Origin of the sequence: Klebsiella sp. WP3-W18-ESBL-02 (genome assembly GCF_014168815.1) — a bacterium.
Taxonomy (GTDB): domain Bacteria; phylum Pseudomonadota; class Gammaproteobacteria; order Enterobacterales; family Enterobacteriaceae; genus Kluyvera; species Kluyvera ascorbata_B.
In genome coordinates this window covers 2,553,925-2,573,499 of the sequence record NZ_AP021972.1, presented here as the reverse complement: position 1 = coordinate 2,573,499, position 19,575 = coordinate 2,553,925, and the positions used below count along the sequence as shown (strand labels likewise).

The 19,575-nt window shown below is 51.2% G+C and carries 21 protein-coding genes and 1 pseudogene; 9 read left to right on the top strand and 13 right to left on the bottom strand.

Annotated elements, in window-relative coordinates:
• Positions 1-98: 98 nt before the first annotated feature.
• The 3 genes from H7R56_RS12295 (at position 99) to H7R56_RS12285 (ending at position 3,154) form a co-directional block, all read left to right on the top strand.
• On the top strand, positions 99-1,550 hold the full coding sequence (locus tag H7R56_RS12295) for a tagaturonate reductase (RefSeq protein WP_106930640.1): 1,452 nt from the start codon (positions 99-101) through the stop codon (positions 1,548-1,550).
• Between the two features lie 236 nt (positions 1,551-1,786).
• Entirely contained in the window at positions 1,787-2,701 is a 915-nt protein-coding gene (locus H7R56_RS12290) for a bestrophin family protein (protein WP_106930642.1), read from the top strand.
• Between the two features lie 12 nt (positions 2,702-2,713).
• Positions 2,714-3,154 (top strand): GNAT family N-acetyltransferase, encoded by a 441-nt coding sequence (locus H7R56_RS12285; protein ID WP_106930644.1) that lies wholly within the window; start codon positions 2,714-2,716, stop codon positions 3,152-3,154.
• A 303-nt stretch (positions 3,155-3,457) separates the two neighbouring features.
• On the opposite strand, the gene H7R56_RS12280 is transcribed toward H7R56_RS12285, so the two are convergent.
• Both H7R56_RS12280 and H7R56_RS12275 read right to left on the bottom strand, forming a co-directional pair.
• On the bottom strand, positions 3,458-4,405 hold the full coding sequence (locus H7R56_RS12280) for a GlxA family transcriptional regulator (RefSeq protein ID WP_106930648.1): 948 nt from the start codon (positions 4,403-4,405) through the stop codon (positions 3,458-3,460).
• Between the two features lie 14 nt (positions 4,406-4,419).
• Positions 4,420-5,196, bottom strand: a complete 777-nt coding sequence (locus H7R56_RS12275; protein WP_106930650.1) for an MBL fold metallo-hydrolase — start codon at positions 5,194-5,196, stop codon at positions 4,420-4,422.
• Positions 5,197-5,466: 270 nt separating this feature from the next.
• Between H7R56_RS12275 and H7R56_RS12270 the strand changes: the two genes are divergently transcribed.
• Complete coding sequence (locus tag H7R56_RS12270; protein WP_106930651.1) at positions 5,467-5,817, top strand: PerC family transcriptional regulator; 351 nt, start codon at positions 5,467-5,469, stop codon at positions 5,815-5,817.
• On the opposite strand, the gene H7R56_RS12265 is transcribed toward H7R56_RS12270, so the two are convergent.
• Positions 5,814-6,551: a helix-turn-helix domain-containing protein gene (locus H7R56_RS12265; protein WP_223878973.1), complete on the bottom strand. Its 738-nt coding sequence runs from the start codon at positions 6,549-6,551 to the stop codon at positions 5,814-5,816. The two genes, H7R56_RS12270 and H7R56_RS12265, sit on opposite strands and share 4 nt — an antisense overlap.
• 178 nt (positions 6,552-6,729) lie before the next feature.
• Between H7R56_RS12265 and cfa the strand changes: the two genes are divergently transcribed.
• Entirely contained in the window at positions 6,730-7,884 is a 1,155-nt protein-coding gene (gene cfa / locus H7R56_RS12260) for a cyclopropane fatty acyl phospholipid synthase (RefSeq protein ID WP_106930653.1), read from the top strand.
• Between the two features lie 61 nt (positions 7,885-7,945).
• Here the strand turns inward: cfa and H7R56_RS12255 are convergent, their stop codons facing one another.
• Both H7R56_RS12255 and H7R56_RS12250 read right to left on the bottom strand, forming a co-directional pair.
• Positions 7,946-9,214: an amino acid permease gene (locus tag H7R56_RS12255; RefSeq protein ID WP_181358057.1), complete on the bottom strand. Its 1,269-nt coding sequence runs from the start codon at positions 9,212-9,214 to the stop codon at positions 7,946-7,948.
• Between the two features lie 276 nt (positions 9,215-9,490).
• Positions 9,491-10,804 (bottom strand): glycoside hydrolase family 10-like protein, encoded by a 1,314-nt coding sequence (locus H7R56_RS12250; protein WP_106930655.1) that lies wholly within the window; start codon positions 10,802-10,804, stop codon positions 9,491-9,493.
• Between the two features lie 244 nt (positions 10,805-11,048).
• Between H7R56_RS12250 and H7R56_RS12245 the strand changes: the two genes are divergently transcribed.
• Positions 11,049-12,053 (top strand): zinc-binding dehydrogenase, encoded by a 1,005-nt coding sequence (locus tag H7R56_RS12245; protein ID WP_106930662.1) that lies wholly within the window; start codon positions 11,049-11,051, stop codon positions 12,051-12,053.
• On the opposite strand, the gene H7R56_RS12240 is transcribed toward H7R56_RS12245, so the two are convergent.
• The 3 genes and pseudogenes from H7R56_RS12240 to H7R56_RS12230 all read right to left on the bottom strand — a co-directional run.
• Positions 12,043-12,327: a VF530 family protein gene (locus H7R56_RS12240; protein WP_106930670.1), complete on the bottom strand. Its 285-nt coding sequence runs from the start codon at positions 12,325-12,327 to the stop codon at positions 12,043-12,045. The two genes, H7R56_RS12245 and H7R56_RS12240, sit on opposite strands and share 11 nt — an antisense overlap.
• Before the next feature lie 212 nt (positions 12,328-12,539).
• Entirely contained in the window at positions 12,540-12,809 is a 270-nt protein-coding gene (locus H7R56_RS12235; RefSeq protein ID WP_146145743.1) for a hypothetical protein, read from the bottom strand.
• 49 nt (positions 12,810-12,858) lie between these two features.
• A pseudogene (locus H7R56_RS12230) lies at positions 12,859-12,978 on the bottom strand (VF530 family DNA-binding protein); the annotation flags it as partial.
• A gap of 571 nt (positions 12,979-13,549) precedes the next feature.
• Here H7R56_RS12230 and H7R56_RS12225 point away from each other — a divergent pair.
• Positions 13,550-14,953 (top strand): ISNCY-like element ISKpn21 family transposase, encoded by a 1,404-nt coding sequence (locus H7R56_RS12225; protein WP_001567368.1) that lies wholly within the window; start codon positions 13,550-13,552, stop codon positions 14,951-14,953.
• A gap of 28 nt (positions 14,954-14,981) precedes the next feature.
• Here H7R56_RS12225 and H7R56_RS12220 read toward each other — a convergent pair whose 3' ends face one another.
• Positions 14,982-15,614 carry a DUF6904 family protein gene (locus H7R56_RS12220; RefSeq protein ID WP_001567369.1) on the bottom strand — a complete coding sequence of 211 codons (633 nt, stop codon included), beginning with the start codon at positions 15,612-15,614 and terminating at the stop codon, positions 14,982-14,984.
• A gap of 297 nt (positions 15,615-15,911) precedes the next feature.
• Here H7R56_RS12220 and H7R56_RS12215 point away from each other — a divergent pair, with 297 nt between their 5' ends.
• Entirely contained in the window at positions 15,912-16,355 is a 444-nt protein-coding gene (locus tag H7R56_RS12215) for a VOC family protein (RefSeq protein WP_106927039.1), read from the top strand.
• A 46-nt stretch (positions 16,356-16,401) separates the two neighbouring features.
• On the opposite strand, the gene H7R56_RS12210 is transcribed toward H7R56_RS12215, so the two are convergent.
• Genes H7R56_RS12210 through H7R56_RS12200 form a run of 3 tightly spaced genes read right to left on the bottom strand, consistent with a single transcriptional unit; the run spans position 16,402 to position 17,817 of the window.
• On the bottom strand, positions 16,402-17,052 hold the full coding sequence (locus tag H7R56_RS12210) for an ArsR/SmtB family transcription factor (RefSeq protein WP_106927065.1): 651 nt from the start codon (positions 17,050-17,052) through the stop codon (positions 16,402-16,404).
• Positions 17,053-17,105: 53 nt separating this feature from the next.
• Positions 17,106-17,498, bottom strand: a complete 393-nt coding sequence (locus H7R56_RS12205) for an amino acid-binding protein (protein WP_106927037.1) — start codon at positions 17,496-17,498, stop codon at positions 17,106-17,108.
• Complete coding sequence (locus tag H7R56_RS12200) at positions 17,491-17,817, bottom strand: antibiotic biosynthesis monooxygenase family protein (protein ID WP_106927035.1); 327 nt, start codon at positions 17,815-17,817, stop codon at positions 17,491-17,493. The genes H7R56_RS12205 and H7R56_RS12200 overlap by 8 nt, the downstream gene beginning before the upstream one ends.
• 160 nt (positions 17,818-17,977) lie before the next feature.
• Here H7R56_RS12200 and H7R56_RS12195 point away from each other — a divergent pair, with 160 nt between their 5' ends.
• The gene (locus tag H7R56_RS12195; RefSeq protein WP_106927033.1) at positions 17,978-18,562 is read left to right on the top strand and encodes an NUDIX hydrolase; all 585 of its coding nucleotides are present in this window, start codon (positions 17,978-17,980) and stop codon (positions 18,560-18,562) included.
• Here the strand turns inward: H7R56_RS12195 and H7R56_RS12190 are convergent.
• Entirely contained in the window at positions 18,559-19,461 is a 903-nt protein-coding gene (locus H7R56_RS12190; protein WP_181358001.1) for a LysR family transcriptional regulator, read from the bottom strand. The two genes, H7R56_RS12195 and H7R56_RS12190, sit on opposite strands and share 4 nt — an antisense overlap.
• Between the last annotated feature and the right edge of the window lie 114 nt (positions 19,462-19,575).

Genomic DNA, 19,575 nt, shown 5'->3' with positions numbered 1-19,575 from the left:
CTCACTTTTGATCAAAACAGGGTTTCATAAGCGGAAAATCTGATAAGTTATTAGACCAATTGAGCAGGTTGTATGACTAATCCAGAAAGGAACCCATTGTGAAAACACTGAACCGCCATGATTTCCCCGGTGCCCAATACCCTGAACGTATTATCCAGTTTGGCGAAGGAAACTTCCTGCGCGCGTTTGTCGACTGGCAGATTGACCTGCTGAACGAACACACTGACCTGAATTCAGGCGTGGTTATCGTTCGCCCGATTGCCAGCGACTTCCCGCCTTCTCTGAGTACTCAGGACGGCCTGTACACCACAATTATTCGTGGTCTGAATGAAAAGGGTGAGGCGGTCAGCGATGCTCGCCTGATCCGTTCGGTGAACCGTGAAATCAGCGCTTATAACGATTACGCAGAATTCCTTAAGCTGGCTCACAACCCGGACATGCGTTTTGTGTTTTCCAATACCACCGAAGCGGGCATCAGCTATCACGCGGGCGACAAGTTTGATGACGCCCCGGCGGTAAGTTATCCGGCGAAACTGACGCGCCTGCTGTTCGAACGCTTCAGCCATTTCAACGGCGCAGCCGATAAAGGCTGGGTGATCATTCCTTGCGAACTGATTGATTATAACGGTGAGGCGCTGCACGAGCTGGTGGTTCGCTATGCGCAGGAGTGGGCGCTGCCGGCTGAATTCATGACTTGGCTGAATGAATCAAACGCTTTCTGCTCTACGCTGGTGGACCGTATCGTCACCGGATACCCGCGTGATGAAGCGGCAAAACTGGAAGCGGAGCTGGGTTACAAAGACGGCTTCCTCGATACCGCTGAGCACTTCTATCTGTTTGTGATTCAGGGGCCAAAATCCCTCGCCAGCGAACTGTGTCTCGACAAGCTTGCACTTAACGTACTGATTGTTGACGATATTAAACCGTATAAAGAGCGTAAAGTCGCGATTCTGAACGGTGCACATACCGCGCTAGTGCCGGTGGCCTATCAGGCCGGTATCGATACCGTGGGTGAAGCCATGAATGATGCGGAAATCTGTGCATTTGTTGAAAAAGCGATTTATCAGGAAATTATTCCGGTGCTGGATCTGCCGAAAGACGAGCTGGAATCCTTTGCCAGCGCAGTTACCGGTCGTTTCCGTAACCCGTACATCAAGCATCAGCTGTTGTCTATTGCCCTGAACGGTATGACAAAATTCCGTACCCGCATTTTGCCGCAGCTGCTGGCAGGGCAGAAGGCCAGCGGTAAGCTGCCTGCACGCTTGACCTTTGCGCTGGCTGCGCTGATCGCTTTCTATCGTGCGGAACGTAACGGGGAAGCGTATCCGGTACAAGACGACGCGCACTGGATCGAGAGTTATCAGCAGCTATGGGCGCAGCATCGTGACCACCAGATTACTACCCGCGATCTGGTCAGCGCGGTACTTTCCGTGAGCGAACATTGGGAACAAGATCTTACACAGGTTTCCGGATTGGTCGAACAGGTGACAACCGATCTTGACGCGATTCTGACTCAGGGAATGCGTAAAGCCGTGCAACCGCTCTGCTAACGGCGGTTCAACGCTTATCAAGCCCGGCTTCGGCCGGGTTTTCTATGGCCGTAACAAGGCAGATTAGTTACAACATACATATTTTCTTTTATTACTATCCCACTGAAACACCGAGCATAAACCGCCTAACAGCCCATAAAGGGCTTCGCTAGCATAGCATTTCACCGTCAGTACCGCTTGAATACATGACGTAGATCACGTTTAATATACAATTCATTAACCTGATTGATATCAAAATGATCGTTCGTCCTCACCAGCACTGGCTGGCCCGTATCTTTGTCTGGCACGGTTCCGTGCTGCCGAAAATCTTTTCGCGGTTGCTGCTTAACTTCCTGCTATCGATAGTCGTGATCCTGATTTTGCCCTGGTATTCTTCGCTGGGGGTGAAGCTGACGGTCGCCCCGTTCAGTATTCTCGGCGTGGCCATTGCCATATTCCTGGGGTTTCGCAATAACGCCTGTTATTCCCGCTACGTTGAAGCCCGTCAGCTTTGGGGACAACTGATGATTGCCTCACGCTCTTTGCTGCGTGAGGTAAAAAACACGCTGCACGACGATCCGCATCTGAATGAATTTGTGGGTCTGCAGATTGCGTTTGCCCACTGTCTGCGTCTGACGCTACGCCGCCAGCCTACGCGTGCGGTGCTGGCGAAGTATCTTTCCGAATCGCATCTTCATGAGGTGATGACCGCCCAGTCGCCGGCAAATCGTATTTTGCTGATTATGGGGGAGTGGCTGGCTCAGAGGCGTCGGGCAGGGCAACTGTCGGATATTCTGTACCATAGTCTGAACATTCGCCTCAACGATATGTCCATCGTGCTGGCCGGCTGTGAACGTATTGCCAATACGCCGGTGCCTTTTGCCTATTCCCTGATTTTACATCGCACCGTGTACCTGTTCTGCATCATGCTGCCGTTCGCGCTGGTTGTTGACTTACACTATATGACGCCATTTGTCTCGGTGCTGATTTCGTACACCTTTATTTCTCTGGATACGCTGGCGGAAGAGCTTGAAGAACCCTTCGGTATGGAAAATAATGACTTACCGTTGGATGCTATCTGCAACGCTATCGAAATCGATCTGCTGCAAATGAACGATGAACCCCAGATACCTGAGCGCCTTACCGTCGATAAGCATTACCAGCTCAGCTAAGAGGAAGAACGCGTGACCGTAATCATTCGTGCCATACAGGCTGAAGATAAAGCGCAGTGGTTGGCGCTATGGCAGGGTTACAACACTTTTTATGGCGCGACACTGGCCGACGATGTCACGGAAAACACGTGGCAGCGAATGCTCAATCCGCAATCGCCTGTTTTTGGCCGAGTGGCGGTGGTAGAAGGGCGCGTGACCGGTTTTGCCCTGTGCGTATTACACGAAGGCACGTGGGTGACCCAACCCATCTGTTATCTGGAAGACCTGTTCGTGGACCCGTCATTTCGTGGCCTGGGCATTGCCCGGCAACTCATGCATTTCGTGCTAAATGAAGCCAAAGAACAGAAATGGTCGCGTTTCTACTGGCATACGCGTATTCATAATCCTGCCCGTAAGCTTTATGATGAATTCATCTCCGCAGATGATTACGTACGTTATTGTGTTAGGCTGTAAAGCCAGGATGCAGAATAAATCATTAAGGTTTTCCCTGTTTAATGGTTGCACCGACATAAGGAGAATCAAAATGGAAAAACGAATCGAGACTGCCGTTAACATCATTCTGTTCATTTCACTGTTCGCTACCGCCTGGGATCTGTCGCTGGTACGCGCGCTTGGCTGGTAAGCGGTACGCTCGACTGAAACGGGCGCAGGACACGCTGCGCCCCTGTACATTTCATGAACGCCTCATTAATCAACGGCTTTTAGGCTAATTACCCACAAGGTTGTGCACCGTTTCTGTGGATAACCTCAGCGAAGTTATCCGCGAAAGGTTTTACGCCATTCCCCCGGGCTGACGCCCATTCTTTCACGAAAGGTCTGGCGAAACGTAATAGATGACTGAAAGCCTGCGCGCTCCGCGACCTGCTCAATGGAAAGCTGGCTGCTCTCCAGCAGGCTCTGACTCCGTCTTAACCGCTCAGCGGTGATCCATTCACCAATCGACATACCGGTAGCTTTCTGAAAATGGCGGGTTAGCGTACGGCGGCTCATCGCCGCTCGCTCGGCCAGTGAGTCGATGTTAAGTGTCTGACCGAGGTTATTTTGCAGGAAAAGAAGAAGCTGGTTAATCCGCGTATCGTCAGTTCGCAGTGGTACCGTAGGTTCAATAAACTGGGCCTGGCCGCCTTCACGGTGTGGCGGCGTGACCATACGCCGGGCTATCTGGTTTGCGACGCTCGCACCAAGACGCTGACGAATCACATACAGGCAGCAGTCCAGCGCGGCGGCGGTGCCAGCCGAGGTAATCAGACCATCGTCGTCGGTATACAGAACGTTGACATCGAGCGTTACCTGAGGGAAAAGCCGTGAAAAGTCAGGCTCATATTCCCAATGCGTCGCGGCTCGACGGTGGTCGAGTAACCCGGCATAGGCCAGAACAAATGTTCCCAGGCACAGACCGACCACTGTCGCACCGTTAGCACGTGCGGTTTTCAACGCGGCCAACAATGCGGTCGACGGTTTCTCGTTCACGTCTCGCCAGAAGGGCACGATGACAATATCGCTTTGTGTCAGCGCGGTAAAATCTGCCGTGGCCAATACCGCTGTACCTTCCTTAGACCAGACCATCCCAGGCGTTTCAGCGCATATGATACGGCGAAAATGCGTTTCGCTGCTGGCGCTGTCGCCAAACAAAATTAGCGGTACCGAAAAATGAAAGGTGCTGAACCCTTCACTGGCCACAATCGCAACGGAGGTGGGGGTCATTATGTTCTCACTCTTTAATACGTGACAGTGTCACCATCTGCTGGGGCACAGACGAAATCCTCTATCTGGTTATCTCGAGCATATTCCAGCAGCGCTTCTCGCGTCACCAGACAATGGTTAATCGCCCCCATATGGGTGGCAACGATCTGCGCCTGCGGCAATAGTGCATGTGCTTTTAGCAGATCTTCATTGCCAAAAATAATCGGGCCAAATCCCAGCACGTGTGCCCATCCGGTATTCATCACCAGCACTTCCGGCTGATAGTGGCGCATATTTTCAGCAATGGCGTCGATCCAGATTGTGTCGCCAACCAGATAGAGCGTTTTTTCTTCCGGATGCTGAAATACTACGCCGCAGGCTTCGCCAAGTCGTTCTGCCAGTTCAGGTATCGCGTAGGCGGCGTCTGATCCATGCTGCCCGTCGGTTTTGAGCAAACGGATGTGGCCAAAATGACTGTCAGCTGAAAGGAGGCGCACTTCGCTAAAGCCCTTAGCGCGCAGAAGCGCTTCATCATGGGCATTCTGCACATAAATCGGTATCGACCCTGGAAGAGCAGCGGCGGCCGCGTCATCCCAATGATCGAGATGAGTATGCGTCACAATCACCGCATCCACGTCGATAATCTCGCCGATCGGCAGAGGCAGTTCCACCATCGGGATACGAATATCGGCGCGGGCCGTGCCGGGAAAGCCCGGGTAGGTGTCTTTGGCCGCCAGCATCGGGTCAATCAGAAAGCGTTTACCCGCGTAGTGAATCAACTGGGTGGCGTTGCGGATTTGGGTAATGTTCATAGTGAGAGTCCTGTTGTGTGAGGAGATGAACACAGTATGTCGGATTCTCAGCGTTGCGCCGCTGGCGTAATGACAATCTTCGATGGTATTGGGCCAATTGATGGCCGCTGTTGTGCGCAACGATGCCGTTCAGGCATAGCAAGTATGAATATTCAGTATAGAAATAGAGCCAAACAGGCATAGACAGTGGGGATATTTTGTATTTATCATACAAATGAAGTGAGCCACAGCGCATACGCGTATTATTCATTTATCCGTGGGTTTTTGATTATGTCCGCCGAAATTAATGCACTCATTGTGCTTGCCCAACTGAACGAAACGAAAGGCTTTTACCGTCGAGCTCTGCGTCTTTGGCGAGAAATTTCAACGCATTTTGATGCCGACAAGGCTCAGTGCCGACTGGCTTCGGAGAAAATAGATAACTGCAGTTTACATCTGCGTATCAAATCACCCCATGATGCGCCAGCAGGGAACGACAAAAAACAGCATGTTGAACGCGATAAATTAAAAATTCAGCAGCTTCTGAAGCAGGGATACAGCATTAAAGAAGTGCAGCATATGACCGGAAGGTCGAGCGCGTTTATCTACAAATATAATCCCCGTAGTAAACCAATCCATTAGTAACTCGATGGGGGTACACCGAATGCCTGGCGAAAGGCAAAGCTAAATGCGGCCGTGCTGGAATAGCCGACATCAAGGGCAACGGCGGTCACATTTTTATTTTTTTTCAGCAACATTACCGACTCGAGAATGCGCATTTTTTGTTTCCAGGCGCCAAACGGTAAGCCAGTTTCTTTTTTAAAATGACGCGAGAAGGTACGGGCCGACATACCTAAATGATCGGCCCAATATTCCATCGAATGCTCTAATGCAGGCGATTCCTGTATAGTCCGACAGACCTCTATCAGCGCCGCATTATGTGGCCACGGTAGCATCAACTCCACTTCCGGTAGTTTCAAAATAACGTCCAGCAGGACGCTGACCAACTGACCATCTTTACCTTTAATATCATAACGTTCTGGTATATTTGTGGTAGCGTAATGGATAAACTCGCGTACAAAATCGCTGATGGCCACCATTTTACAGTCATCGATCGGCACCGGTAAAAACGCGGGCTCGATATCCAGACTCTCCAGGTGCACTTCATCCAGTGCCCACACCGCATGTTCGGTATTATGCGGTATCCAGATCCCATAGTGGGCAGGTATCACCCAGCATTTCCCCGCGACATCAATTCGCATGCTGCCCGTATGAGCAAAATGGAACTGCGCGAAGGAGTGGCTATGATTGGCAACATGATTATTGGCTTCAAGCACATACGAACGAAAGTACACCGACTGCGGCAGCTCTTTCATCGAATTATCCTGCGATGAAAACCACCGTTTTGCCTGTATGGTTGAGAAAGAAGGGCGCTCGTCCATCGTTATGGCGTCTACTCGATAAATATTGTCCTCACATCATAATACATACCATCGTGTTATCAATAATAATCTTACGCAGAAAATACTGACTTCTAATTTATGGAATAGAATTATGGCGACGGTTTGCTCAGACGTAATAAATGTTGAAGAATTGAATGATAATTGGTCGCGAATGGGCAACGAACTGCTCCAGCAGGCGGATATTAAAATCAACGGCTCGCGCCCGTGGGATATTCAGGTGCATCACGCTGATTTTTTTAAACGCGTATTTCAACAAGGTTCGTTAGGCTTTGGTGAAAGTTATATGGACGGTTGGTGGGATTGTGACCGGCTGGACATTCTGTTCTGTAAAATTCTTCAGGCCAAACTGGATAAACAGATGCCGGGAAATCTGAAGGATATTCTGCAAATTGCCAGCGCGAGATTGTTTAACCTACAGTCGCGCCGACGCGCCTGGATTGTCGGTAAAGAGCATTACGATATCGGTAACGATTTATTTTCCAGGATGTTAGACCCTCACATGCAGTACTCCTGTGCTTATTGGCGTACGGCAAGTTCTCTGGAAGAGGCGCAAGATGCCAAGCTGAAAATGATTTGTGAAAAATTGCAGCTCCAGCCCGGCATGCGTTTGCTGGATATCGGCTGCGGGTGGGGCGGTTTGGCCGAGTACGCCGCTCGCCACTATGGCGTCAGCGTTGACGGCGTGACCATTTCGCAAGAGCAGCAAAAAATGGCACAGCAGCGCTGTGAAGGGCTTGATGTGAGCATTCTGCTGCAGGACTATCGCGATCTGAACAGAAAATACGATCGTATTGTTTCCGTTGGGATGTTTGAGCACGTTGGTCCCAAAAATTACGACACCTATTTCAAGGTCGTTGACCGCTGCCTGAAGGCCGACGGACTGTTTTTACTCCACACTATCGGCAGTAACGAGACCGGGGTTAACGTCGACCCATGGATTAACAAATACATTTTCCCGAACGGCTGCCTGCCGTCAATTCGTCAGATCGCCAACGTCAGTGAATCCAGGTTGATTATGGAAGACTGGCACAACTTCGGTAGTGATTATGATAAAACGCTAATGGCCTGGCACCAGCGCTTTAATGCGGCATGGCCCGACATTGCCACGCACTATACTCCGCGTTTTCGTCGAATGTTCAACTATTACCTTTGCGCCTGCGCCGGTGCATTTCGCGCACGTGATATTGAACTCTGGCAGGTATTGTTCAGCCGGGGAACCGAAGGCGGGATGTACGTTTATCGGTAAACTGTTAAAACGGGCTGGACCGATAGTCGGTGCCAGCCCATCGTCATATTAATAACTGAGATCAGAACATCCCGTACAGCAGGGCGGAAACGGTCAGTACGCCGCTGGCCATGACCATCGCGGAGAGCATACCTCGCAGTGGTTTCAGCGCTTCGCGGGTGAAAATCAGCCAGGTTGGAATAATAAACAGGAAGATCGCAATTAATGGCCCGCACAGGGTTTCAATCATATTAATGACGTCCGGGTTAAGATAAACCACCGCCGATGTGATAATAAACATCAGCACGGAAATGATTAATTTGGCCTGTTTAATATGGCTGGTGCGTTTAATGCCAAAAAGATCTGCCGCCAGGACATTGAACGTTTCGGCAACCGGCATCGAGATCCCCAAAAATGATTTAGTCATCCCCAGAATCGCAATCAACGGCGCCAGGTAGATCATCACGCTCATACCGTCGTTGCCGCCGATAACCGACAGCACATTAAGGTTTTGCGCCTTAGCCATTTCAAACGTTTCGCGCGGGGTGCTCAAAATACAGCTCAGTACGAAAAAGAGAATACTGAAGAAAATCAAACCATAGGCGTGCCGAATAACACGAACGGACTGCGTCTCGCCACCGTTGCCAGGTTCGCGGTACCAGTAAGCCAGTGCGGGAATCAGCGGCGCGGAGCACAGCGAGAAAGCAATCAGCGGTAGGGTTAACCACAAATCCTTCAGAGAACTGCTGGCCGACGTTGAATGGGTTGATTGCCACGCATGGGCGATATTGCTGAAATCCCAGGCCGGAATCTGTGACGCCGCCACCACAATAATAGCAATGGCGAACGGCAGCGCAAGGGCGCTCATGGTGCTGACGACTTTATCACGACCTTTGCTTAGCACCAGATGCAAAATTGCCAGCACAACCAGCGTCAGAGTCGCGCGGTTAAAGCCGGTGAAGTGCAGGCGTTCGGTCAGGAAATGGCTGAGGGCGTTAATCAACGAAACGGCGTACACCAGCGTCACCGGATAGTGTGCAACGCAGAAAAACAGCTTCATCAACTGACGTCCCTTGGCACCGAAGAACGAACCAAACAGCGGCAGCGTGCGATCGCTCTGCTCGTCCGCCGGGTTGTCGCGCATAAAGACACGGCATATCAGCACGTGGGGAACTAACGACAGCGGAAAACCGAGTAGCAGTAGTAGAATAAAGACCAGCGGACCGCGCGTACCAATTTCTACCGGCAGGAATAGCGTGCCTGCTCCGACGGTAGCGCCATACACACCCATCATCCAGATGGTGTCCTTTTTCGTCCATTGAGGACGAGATACTTCGGTTTCTTTATTCATAGTACTCATAAATATTAGAATTAACGCAAGCGTTAACGAGCGAGTGGTTGGTATCCAAACGGGAATGAGAAGGTAGAGGGGGTTATCTTATTTTTATTTCAGGCCGTAAACTGGCCCTTTTCCTGATACTACTGGTACGACGGCAGGCGTCGCAAGCTATTTTTATTAACGATCGTTAGTTTAGATATATTAATGATAATAATTCACAGCTATGTAACTTATATCGCTTTTTATTAAAAAAGAGCCGGCCGCATAACGGCCGGTTCAGGGTAGACGTTAATTACCCCAGCGGTCTTTTAAATAATCAACCGCCTGCTGGGTTTGCGGTTGTTCCAGATAACCTTCGCGGAACAGGATGGTTCCGTTGATGTTTGATGCAGATTCATTGAGGTCAATTTGCTTTTTCAGCTCCGGAACGCCGCCTTCGATTGTCCAGTCCGGCTCGTTCTTTGACGGTTCACCCACTTTATACAGCGCGATGCCAATGTACAGACGCGTGTTAGTCGGCTTCACTACATCCGCCCACCATTTGGCTAACACATCGTAGCGCGCCGCATCACGGGCAAAGGGCCAGTAGATCTGTGGGGCGATATAATCCAGCAAACCTTGTTGTACCCATTGACGCGTATCAGCATAGGATTCATCGTAAGCCGCCGCGCCACGGGTATCTGACCCGGCCGGGTCATGCGAACGGTTACGCCAGACCCCTGCCGGACTGACGCCAAACTCGACGTTCGGGTTCAACTGTTTAATCGTGCGGGATACCTGGGCGATCAACTGCTGAGTGTTACTCCGACGCCAATCGGCTTTGGAGGCATAACCCTGGCCATAGCGGCGGAATGTGGCGCTGTCATTCAGCGAAGAGTTAGCGGTTTCGGTGTAGAAGTAATCATCGAACTGAACGCCGTCGATGGGATAGCGCGATACGACTTCCGCCACAATACTGGTGATCCAGTCACGGGCATCCGGAATTCCAGGGTCGAGCACAAAGCGATCGCTCGCCGTACGAATCCAGTCACGATGCAGCACAAACACGCTCGGTGGCGTCATCGAGAGGGTGCTATTGAGTGCCGCAACGGTCGACGGTTTAGTATTAGTGGAAACCCGGTACGGGTTGAACCACGCATGGACTTTCATTCCGCGCTTATGGGCTTCATCCAGCATAAACTGCAGCGGATCGTAGCCAGGATATTCGCCGATATTGCCGGTCATGACGTCGGACCACGGTAGAATATCAGACTTCCACAGCGCGGTGCCGTCAGGTTTAACCTGGAAAAACACGGTATTGATACCGAGATTTTTGAGCCTGTCGAGCTTAGCCCGCAGCGCCGCCTGCTGCTGGTCAATACGCTGAGTGGCGCTGCCGGCATTGATGGAGCTTATTGGCGGCCAGTCCAGGCGTGAAACGGTCGTCAGCCAAACGCCACGCATCGGTTGATTGCTCTGCTGTGATTTGCCCGGATTCACGGTGGACGGCGGCGTGGTTGGCTGCTTCGAATCACAGCTGACCAATAACAGGGCGGCAACAATCAGCGCGCTGGCCTTTTTCAAAGTGGAGAGACGGAAGAAGCGGTAAGAGCTGGGAGTCATAGGTGCCGTTTTTCGGATTGTCACGAGTGGAGAACATTTTCGTACTATTTACGGCGAAGTCAATTGGTTAGCCAGTAGCAAATAGGGTCTTTACTAACCCAGAGCAATGAATGTACCGTTACTCAATACGATGAGCTGATATCAGTCCTGATGATGCCTACTATAAAAGAAGGTAATTTGCCTTATTTCAGTACATTTCTTATCTTTGGAAGTCATGCTCCTGGAAAATAGGTAAAGAAGGCTTATGTCGAATAATATCCCACACGCGCAGACGCATCTGGCCTGGACCTGGCACAATAGTGCAGAACCCCATGATCTGCAGCTGGAACGTATTGCGATCCCGCAGCCTGCTGCCGGTGACGTGCTGGTGCGCAACCAGGTCATTGGCCTGAATCCGGTTGACTGGAAGGTGCTGACCCCGGGGCTGGTCGATTGGCAGACAGGACACGTTCCGGGCGTTGACGGGGCCGGAACCGTGGTAGCACTGGGCGAGGGCGTTGATAAACGCTGGTTAGGCAAACGAGTTGCCTATCATCAAAGTCTGGCCAGGCCCGGCAGCTATGCTGAACATACCCCGGTGGCCGAGCGGGCACTTATTGCGATTCCTGATGCGCTAAGTTTTGACGTTGCCGCCAGCATTCCTTGCCCGGCGCTGACCGCCTGGCTGGCCATTGAAAAGCTACCCGCTATTCAGAATGCACCGCTGTTGATTAGCGGCGCCGGTGGTGCGGTGGGCCATTATCTGGTGCAGTTCGCCGCAGCCCGCGGCTTTGTGATTACCGCGATGTGTAATCCTCGACACTGGCCACGCCTGCAGGCCATGGGGGCTGCGCACTGTATTGCCGGGCCACTGGCGCCGGAACAGGTCTGGCCGGAAGATAAAAACGGCACGTTCTTCGCCGTTATTGATAGCGTCAATGAAGATCACGCTGCGCGCCTGACGCCGGCGCTTAAGGCGAACGGACATATTATTTGTATTCAAGGACGGCTGACGCAGTGGCCGTGTGCACCTTTTGGCAGAACGTTGTCTATGCACGAGGTGGCACTCGGTGCGCTGCACTGGTACGGGGATGATGAGGCCTGGAACGATCTCACCACTGCGGGAGTGCAGATATTCGACGATCTGGTGAATAACCGTTTGGTTGCCGAAGAGACCGTCGCCGTCGATTTTGATGAACTGCCGCAGCTCCTTGATAAACTGCGCCATCGCCAGTTTAGCGGCAAACCGCTGGTGCGGATTAACCCTTAGCGCGGTGATTCGCCCACGGATCGAACGCCGGTTCTGCCGGCGTGATTTCCACATCACCATTCAATGAATCCAGATACAGCGCTTCAACTTCCGCGCGTGCCCACGGAGTCCGACGCAGAAACTTCAGGCTCGATTTTACGCTTGGCTCATTCTTGAAACAGTTGATGTTAATCAGCTTGCTTAACTGCTCCCAGCCGTAACGCGCGACCAGCGCGTTTACCTGCATTTCCAGGGTAACGCCGTGTAAAGGATCTTTAGATGTATGCACAGTGATGGAATTCCGTTGTGTCTGATAGTTCGGCGAGGGAAGGGTACAAGAAAGCGGAGTCAGCGGCAATGCCAGCGTTTACTGTATGTTTTTTCACCCAATAAAACCGCGCAGCTACGTAAAATCTGACCCACTATGACACAGCGAAAATCACAGAATTCGCGTAGCGCTAGCATAATCGATAATTTATCAATAAATCAGTACGTTACATTTGTTTTTCAGAAGCAACCGTGCTGTGTTATGTATTTTCCGACCCAAACCACGGTTTCCGTGTTCGGATCTACATTGAGCACGACGTTGCGAATCTGCGGGCAAAACAGTTCCTGACTGGTTTTCGCACATTCCAGCTGTTTTAAAACCTGAACACCCGATTCTGTATCAACGTGGCTGAGCCTGGCATCGCGATCGCAAACAAAGCCTGCAGCGCTGATTTTTTCTTTAGACGCTAAACGCAGGCGCCGCAATGAAATAGAATTAAATGAGGACAAAACATCCCAGAAGGTTAAGGGGGATGTGGTGGAGTCGGTAAAGGACTGGGTTATGGTGTTGGTTCAAATTCAATTTTAACTGCTCCCAGCCGTAACGCGCGACCAGCGCGTTTACCTGCATTTCCAGGGTAACGCCGTGTAAAGGATCTTTAGATGTATGCACAGTGATGGAATTCCGTTGTGTCTGATAGTTCGGCGAGGGAAGGGTACAAGAAAGCGGAGTCAGCGGCAATGCCAGCGTTTACTGTATGTTTTTTCACCCAATAAAACCGCGCAGCTACGTAAAATCTGACCCACTATGACACAGCGAAAATCACAGAATTCGCGTAGCGCTAGCATAATCGATAATTTATCAATAAATCAGTACGTTACATTTGTTTTTCAGAAGCAACCGTGCTGTGTTATGTATTTTCCGACCCAAACCTGTATCAACGTGGCTGAGCCTGGCATCGCGATCGCAAACAAAGCCTGCAGCGCTGATTTTTTCTTTAGACGCTAAACGCAGGCGCCGCAATGAAATAGAATTAAATGAGGACAAAACATCCCAGAAGGTTAAGGGGGATGTGGTGGAGTCGGTAAAGGACTGGGTTATGGTGTTGGTTCAAATTCAATTTAACATAATATACATTATGCGCACTAATGTTGTAATGGCTCAATAGTAATGTCCGCCTGTGGCTCAATTCAGATGTCCGCGCTATGGTAAGCTTCACTGGTCCGTTTAAACTACCGGGAGGCATATCATGAGCGCAGAAAGCTCAGGAGTGTTTACTTTGAAAGAGATCAACCGGATCAAGATTATACAGGACGTCATTGAACGTCGCATCACAACGCGCCGTGCGGCCGAGCACCTCGGTATCAGCGACAGGCAATGCCGCAGACTTCTTGCCCGTTACCGTGAAGGCGGACCGCTTGGTATGGCCAGCAGACGATGTGGCATGCGTGGTAACCGCCAGTTGCCACCCGGGCTCGCAGATCAGGCTCTGGAACTGATCAAGACGCGTTATGCTGATTTCGGTCCGACTCTGGCGCGTGAAAAGCTCGAAGAACTCCACGGACTGTTTCTTGGCAAAGAAACTGTCCGGCGCATCATGGTGCGGGCTGGCTTATGGGTTCCCCGTAAACAACGTGCCGCAAGGATCCCTCAACCACGGTACCGGCGTCCGTGTACTGGTGAGCTGATACAAATAGATGGCTGTGATCACGACTGGTTTGAAGGCCGTGGCCCGGCCTGCACCGCGCTGGTCTATGTTGATGATGCAACCAGCAAACTGATGGAACTGTTGTTTGTTAAATCGGAGTCCACGTTTTCTTACTTCGAAGCCACGCGGCGCTATATCGATAAGCATGGTAAACCGCTGGCACTGTACAGCGATAAAGCCGGTGTTTTTCGTGTTAACAATAAACACGCCACAGGCGGAGACGGGCATACTCAGTTTGGGCGAGCCATGCATGAACTGAACATCCAGACTATCTGTGCAGAAACCAGTCCCGCCAAAGGGCGTGTAGAACGAGCTCACCTCACTTTACAGGATCGTCTGGTCAAAGAGCTGCGGTTACAGGGCATTTGTTCAATGGAGGCTGCAAATGACTTCGCTGAGGCCTATATGGCTGACTATAACCGCCGTTTTGGCAAAGTACCGCGACATGATTTTGACGTACACCGTGCTGTAGAACATGATGAGGACCTGGGGCTTATTTTCACTGTTCGTGAAAAACGTAAAGTCTCAAAATCGTTGACGATACAATATGATAAAATGTTGTACCTGATTGAAGACAGCGAACTGAGTCGCCGTGCAATAGGTAAATATATCGATGTGTATCACTATCCTGATGGCAGAAAAGAGCTGCGCCTGAACGGTACGCTACTTCCCTACTCTACCTACGACCGACTGTCAGAAATCGACCAGGGCGCGATTGTCGATAACAAGCGTCTTGGCCGAACCCTGGAGTTTATCAGTCTGGTGCAGAGCAAGCGGGATAACACGCGCTCTCAGTCAATTCCCGCTGGAGATGGCCCTTCCCGACGACGGCCAAAGCAGGAAGGGAAGAAATCCCAGCGCTCACTGGATAATGATGACATGCTCGAAGCACTCAAACAGCTTCAGTCACGTTCAGAGGACATTTTTGGTAAAAGAGCCCGCTGATGGTACTCACTGGCCGGACAGTGGTTGCTCACCAGTTGATATTGTCCGGCCAGACCCATGATGTATTATTCATTTCGTTCAGCATCTTTATGTCCTGCTTTTCACGGGCATACTTACCCCATAATGAATGAAAAGAACGAACAATACTGATTAACTGCTTTTTTCTTTGCTCCGGAGATAGGCTGATAAAATAGCAGCACCTGCTGTCAATATTATCCTCAATGAAATTAAAATCAGAGTCTGATGCATATTTTACTGTTAGCATAATATCATTCGACGTTGTTCTCTCAGACTCTGTTAATGCTGATTCTATCAGGTATTCAAAGGCATACATGACAGACAGCTGGTTTTTGTCTGTCTGAATATAACCCATTGAGTTTCTGAGTATTGAGGACTGTACCAGGACCAGAGGCCATAAAAGCTCAACACCATAAAGCTTATATGTATCATGTTGATCATACTGATGTTGCTCAACACGACGATTACCTTCCCGTGCTTTACGAATATCATAGGCAAGGGATAACATAAATCCGTCTTTAACTTTAATCAGTGGGCTTTCATCCACGATGTAATGAATGAGTTCATGTAATTCATTCAGGGCTTCTGAATCTCCCCACAGTATAAAACCTGCATTGTTCGGCGTTAACTCGTATCGAAGCATGGGCTCAATCATCCTGTTGTTTCAGTCGGAGGAAAGTCTATCAGTAAAGAGAATGAGAGATCAAAGTGGTCATTTTAATTGAGCTGGATAACGGACATTTCAATTGAGCCTTGACAAATGTAGGGTCAGATGGAATCCGACGTTTTGTGGTCATGATTGTCCTGGTCGTTGATAGCGCTCTAAAAGCGCTTACTCCTGTGCAGGCTCCACCTACGCTGATCATTTCATAGCTCGCCGTTGCGTCGGCCGTCGCAACCCTATACATTCAAATACTTCACTGTATCTTCAGGAGGAAGTATGGTTCCAGAACTCACCAATCTTAACGTTATGTTCGTTGCCGGCTTTGGGCCTGTTACCCGTGATACTCAGGACAGCAAAGCATTTTATATCAACGCGTTGGGCCTGCCGCTAAAGTCCATGGATGGCAATGATGATTATCTGCTGACGGATGTAGATGCACTGCATGGTGTTAAGCATTTTGCGCTTTGGCCACTGTCCCAGGCGGCGAAATCTTGTTTTGGCACGGCGTTCTGGCCTGATGATATTCCCGTTCCTCAGGCATGGATTGAATTTGAAGTGGCGGATATTGATATTGCTACCAATACACTTTGCGATCAGGGATATCATCTGCTCGTCGCAAAACGTACCGAGCCCTGGGGTCAAACCGTGACGCGTCTGCTCAGCCCCGAAGGCTTATTGGCCGGTGTGACCATTACGCCGTGGCTGCGCGAAAATCGCTGATGTCAGTGAACTGAACCTGAAGACATCAGGTTCGTTTTCTGTCTGCTTAGGCGTCAACCCGGAAATGCTTTCTCAGCGCCCTTTTCCCGGCGTCGGTAAAACGAACTTCCCGGTAACCCGGTACTCGTTCAACCCACCCATGTTGGGTAAACGCCTTTAGCAATGCCGCGCCGGCTTCACCACCAAGATGCGGCCGTCGTTCGCTCCAGTCCAGACAGGCACAGACCGGTTTACGCGATGAGCGCGCGCTGATGACGGCGCCTAACCCGTCGAGTCTGGCTGAGCCGACGACAGACAATGATGCGTTATCCGACGTAAACCAGCCCTCTTCAACCATAAAATCATACAGACTAACGGCAACTTCACCGGCCAGATGATCGTAACAGGTCCGTGCTTTACGCAAATGCACCGGCGTTGTGGGCTTCGCGCGTGGAACTGCCTTCATCGATACCCCCATCAGGGTTTCCAGCAGAGACGCGATTTCGCGTCCGGCCAGCCGATAATAGCGATGTCGCCCCTGAGCCAGGCAGAGAATAAGCTGACCGTTCAGCAGCTTATTCAGATGCGCGCTGGCCGTGGATGGCGCAATCCCGGCAACGGTACTCAGCTCGGTCGCCGTCCACGCTCGCCCATCCATTAACGCACAGAGCATGCTCACGCGTGAAGGATCCGCCATGGCTGCCGCAATGTTGGCCATGGTTTTTTCCAGCTGCGCGCCGTCGTCAAATTCAGGGCAAGAGTTAAGCGATTTCACGGTAATCTAACGCTCCATTTATCGGTCAGCCTGGCGGCCAGAGGATCATCATCGGTCAGCAAAATCAGCCTGTTATCATGATCGCTGTACTGCACCAGGATCGTGATGCCCGCGTCGGCCAGCACGCGCGCTATCTCACCTAGCTCACCGGGCCGCTCCTGCTTCAGGCGACGAATTAATGGCCGGGTTACGCAGATAACCGTCATGCCGGCATCAACGAGCACTTGTCTGGCCCGTTCACCTTCGGCGACCAGAAAATGGGCATGTGCAATTTCTCCTGCGGTAAACACGCCACCGCCTTCCAGCCCTACGCCGTGCAGGCCCAGCGTCGTACCTAATCGCGCCAGCTCTCCCGGACGAGATTGAAGAATGACATGGATATCATACATGATGCGAGCCCCCGCGTTCATCAGACGAATATTCACGAATCACCTGTGCGACCCGGATACGGTAGTGGGAAAAGATCGTCCGTTTCCCCTCCTCCTGGGCCATCTGATGCAGAGCATTTCGCTTCCATTCGAGCACCGAAGCCTCACTTTCCCACCAGGAAAGTGACAAGATAGTCCCTTCACGACTGAGACTTTTAAATCGTTCAATGGCGATAAATCCCGGAATATGCGCCAGTGCGGCATTCAATTCCGCGGCGAGCACCAGGTAGCGGGCCTGATGGTCAGCAGCGGCCTGCGCTTCAAACAGTACGGCAATCATAGCAACCCCCTTGCGTTGTGAGGTACTCACTGTAGCGTCGGGTTCGACCCTTATGCTTCGATAGATAACGAAATATGCCTAAAGCCAGAAATGCACGAATTATCTTGAATTTGCACGAAATCGCCGTATATGATGCATTTTCTAACCTGGAGAAATCATCGTGCAGCAAAAAACCGCAAAAATACGCATTATCAAGATCGATACGCTCTCTGACAATTGGTATGTACTCAAGAAATATACGTTTGCCCTACAGCGACAAAACGGTGAATGGCAGCAGCAAGACCGTGAAGTTTACGATCGCGGTAACGGTGCGACGATCCTGCTCTATAACCGTGAGCGCCGCACCGTTATTCTTACTCGGCAGTTCCGTTTTCCGACCTTCGTCAATGGCTATCCGGGCTATCTGATCGAGAGCGCCGCTGGGCTACTGGATAATATGGATGCCGAAAGCCGTATCAAAGCCGAAGCCGAAGAAGAAACCGGGTTCCGTCTTACCAACGTGCAAAAGGTCTTTGAGGCCTTTATGAGCCCCGGCTCCGTCACGGAAAAACTGCATTTCTTTGTTGCTGAATATGCCGACCAGAATAAGGTCAGCGCCGGAGGCGGCATTGAAGCAGAAGGCGAAGATATTGAAGTGCTAGAGATGCGTTTTGACGATGCGCTGGCCGCTATCGATAACGGTGATATTATCGATGGCAAAACGATTATGCTGCTGTACCACCTTGCGGTAAAAGGTCTGCTTTAAGCGCGCGGCTGCTGGATTTGCGCCAGCAGCCCTTCCAGCCACTGCGCAAACACCCTGACTTTGTGTGATAAATGCCGATGCGGATAAAGCAGCGAAAGCCTGCGCGCCGGACATGGATTATCGGACAGCACTTCCACTAACTGACCGCTGTCTATGTACGGCTGTAAGAAGAAGTTCATTCCCTGAAGCAGGCCAAGCCCGGCAAGCCCTGCCGAAATATAGACCTCGGAATTATCGAGGATCAGCTTGCCCGGTAGATATATTTCCTCCACGCCCTTCTCCGTCTGGAAGCGCCACGGCACCACTTCTCGGCTGTTGTTGACAAACCAGTTAACGCCCTGATGGTGGCGCAACGACTCAAGCGACGTCGGCGTGCCGTACCGCGCAAGATAATCCGGGCTGGCGCAGGTGGTCATGTTGATGTTGCCAAGCGGCCGGGCCACGTAGTCGCCGTCGTCAAGCTCGCCCATGCGCAATACGCAGTCGAGGCCGTCGCGCAGCATATCGCGACGCATGTCGCTACTGCTGAGTACGATCTCCAGATCCGGATGCGCGTCATAGAACGCCCGCAGATGCGGCACCACCACCAGGCGGGCAAATGCGATTGGCATATCTACGCGCAGCTGGCCGTGCAGCGGGCGATCCGGGGAAAAGGACTCCAGCAGATCGTCTGCCTGAGACAGCAGCGGTTTACTGCGACGATAAAATTCTTCACCTTCCGGCGTCAGATAAATACGTCGCGTGGTGCGCTGTAGCAGCCGTACGCCGCTGCCCTGCTCGAGCTGCTGCACCGCTTTGGTCACCGCCGGGCGGTGTATTTGCAGGTTTTCCGCCGCCTGGGTGAAGCTGCCTGAATCGACAATTTCGATAAAAATCTTAATATTTTCAAAAAGATTCATCTGCATGATGCACGTTTCCCGGCAATCGAAGAATTATTGTTATTTATTTAATAACAGTGAAGAACTTTTTTCACTATTTTTCTAAACAATGAACCTCTCTACACTGCCCGCATC

What these genes read in the sequence shown, in the direction of transcription:
- H7R56_RS12290 (WP_106930642.1), top strand. Translation starts at nt 1,787, where the DNA reads ATGATCGTTCGTCCTCACCAGCACTGGCTGGCCCGTATCTTTGTCTGG.
- H7R56_RS12280 (WP_106930648.1), bottom strand. Translation starts at nt 4,405, where the DNA reads ATGACCCCCACCTCCGTTGCGATTGTGGCCAGTGAAGGGTTCAGCACC.
- H7R56_RS12275 (WP_106930650.1), bottom strand. Translation starts at nt 5,196, where the DNA reads ATGAACATTACCCAAATCCGCAACGCCACCCAGTTGATTCACTACGCG.
- H7R56_RS12270 (WP_106930651.1), top strand. Translation starts at nt 5,467, where the DNA reads ATGTCCGCCGAAATTAATGCACTCATTGTGCTTGCCCAACTGAACGAA.
- H7R56_RS12265 (WP_223878973.1), bottom strand. Translation starts at nt 6,551, where the DNA reads ATGAAAGAGCTGCCGCAGTCGGTGTACTTTCGTTCGTATGTGCTTGAA.
- cfa (WP_106930653.1), top strand. Translation starts at nt 6,730, where the DNA reads ATGGCGACGGTTTGCTCAGACGTAATAAATGTTGAAGAATTGAATGAT.
- H7R56_RS12255 (WP_181358057.1), bottom strand. Translation starts at nt 9,214, where the DNA reads ATGAATAAAGAAACCGAAGTATCTCGTCCTCAATGGACGAAAAAGGAC.
- H7R56_RS12250 (WP_106930655.1), bottom strand. Translation starts at nt 10,804, where the DNA reads ATGACTCCCAGCTCTTACCGCTTCTTCCGTCTCTCCACTTTGAAAAAG.
- H7R56_RS12245 (WP_106930662.1), top strand. Translation starts at nt 11,049, where the DNA reads ATGTCGAATAATATCCCACACGCGCAGACGCATCTGGCCTGGACCTGG.
- H7R56_RS12225 (WP_001567368.1), top strand. Translation starts at nt 13,550, where the DNA reads ATGAGCGCAGAAAGCTCAGGAGTGTTTACTTTGAAAGAGATCAACCGG.
- H7R56_RS12220 (WP_001567369.1), bottom strand. Translation starts at nt 15,614, where the DNA reads ATGCTTCGATACGAGTTAACGCCGAACAATGCAGGTTTTATACTGTGG.
- H7R56_RS12215 (WP_106927039.1), top strand. Translation starts at nt 15,912, where the DNA reads ATGGTTCCAGAACTCACCAATCTTAACGTTATGTTCGTTGCCGGCTTT.
- H7R56_RS12210 (WP_106927065.1), bottom strand. Translation starts at nt 17,052, where the DNA reads ATGGCCAACATTGCGGCAGCCATGGCGGATCCTTCACGCGTGAGCATG.
- H7R56_RS12205 (WP_106927037.1), bottom strand. Translation starts at nt 17,498, where the DNA reads ATGTATGATATCCATGTCATTCTTCAATCTCGTCCGGGAGAGCTGGCG.
- H7R56_RS12200 (WP_106927035.1), bottom strand. Translation starts at nt 17,817, where the DNA reads ATGATTGCCGTACTGTTTGAAGCGCAGGCCGCTGCTGACCATCAGGCC.
- H7R56_RS12190 (WP_181358001.1), bottom strand. Translation starts at nt 19,461, where the DNA reads ATGAATCTTTTTGAAAATATTAAGATTTTTATCGAAATTGTCGATTCA.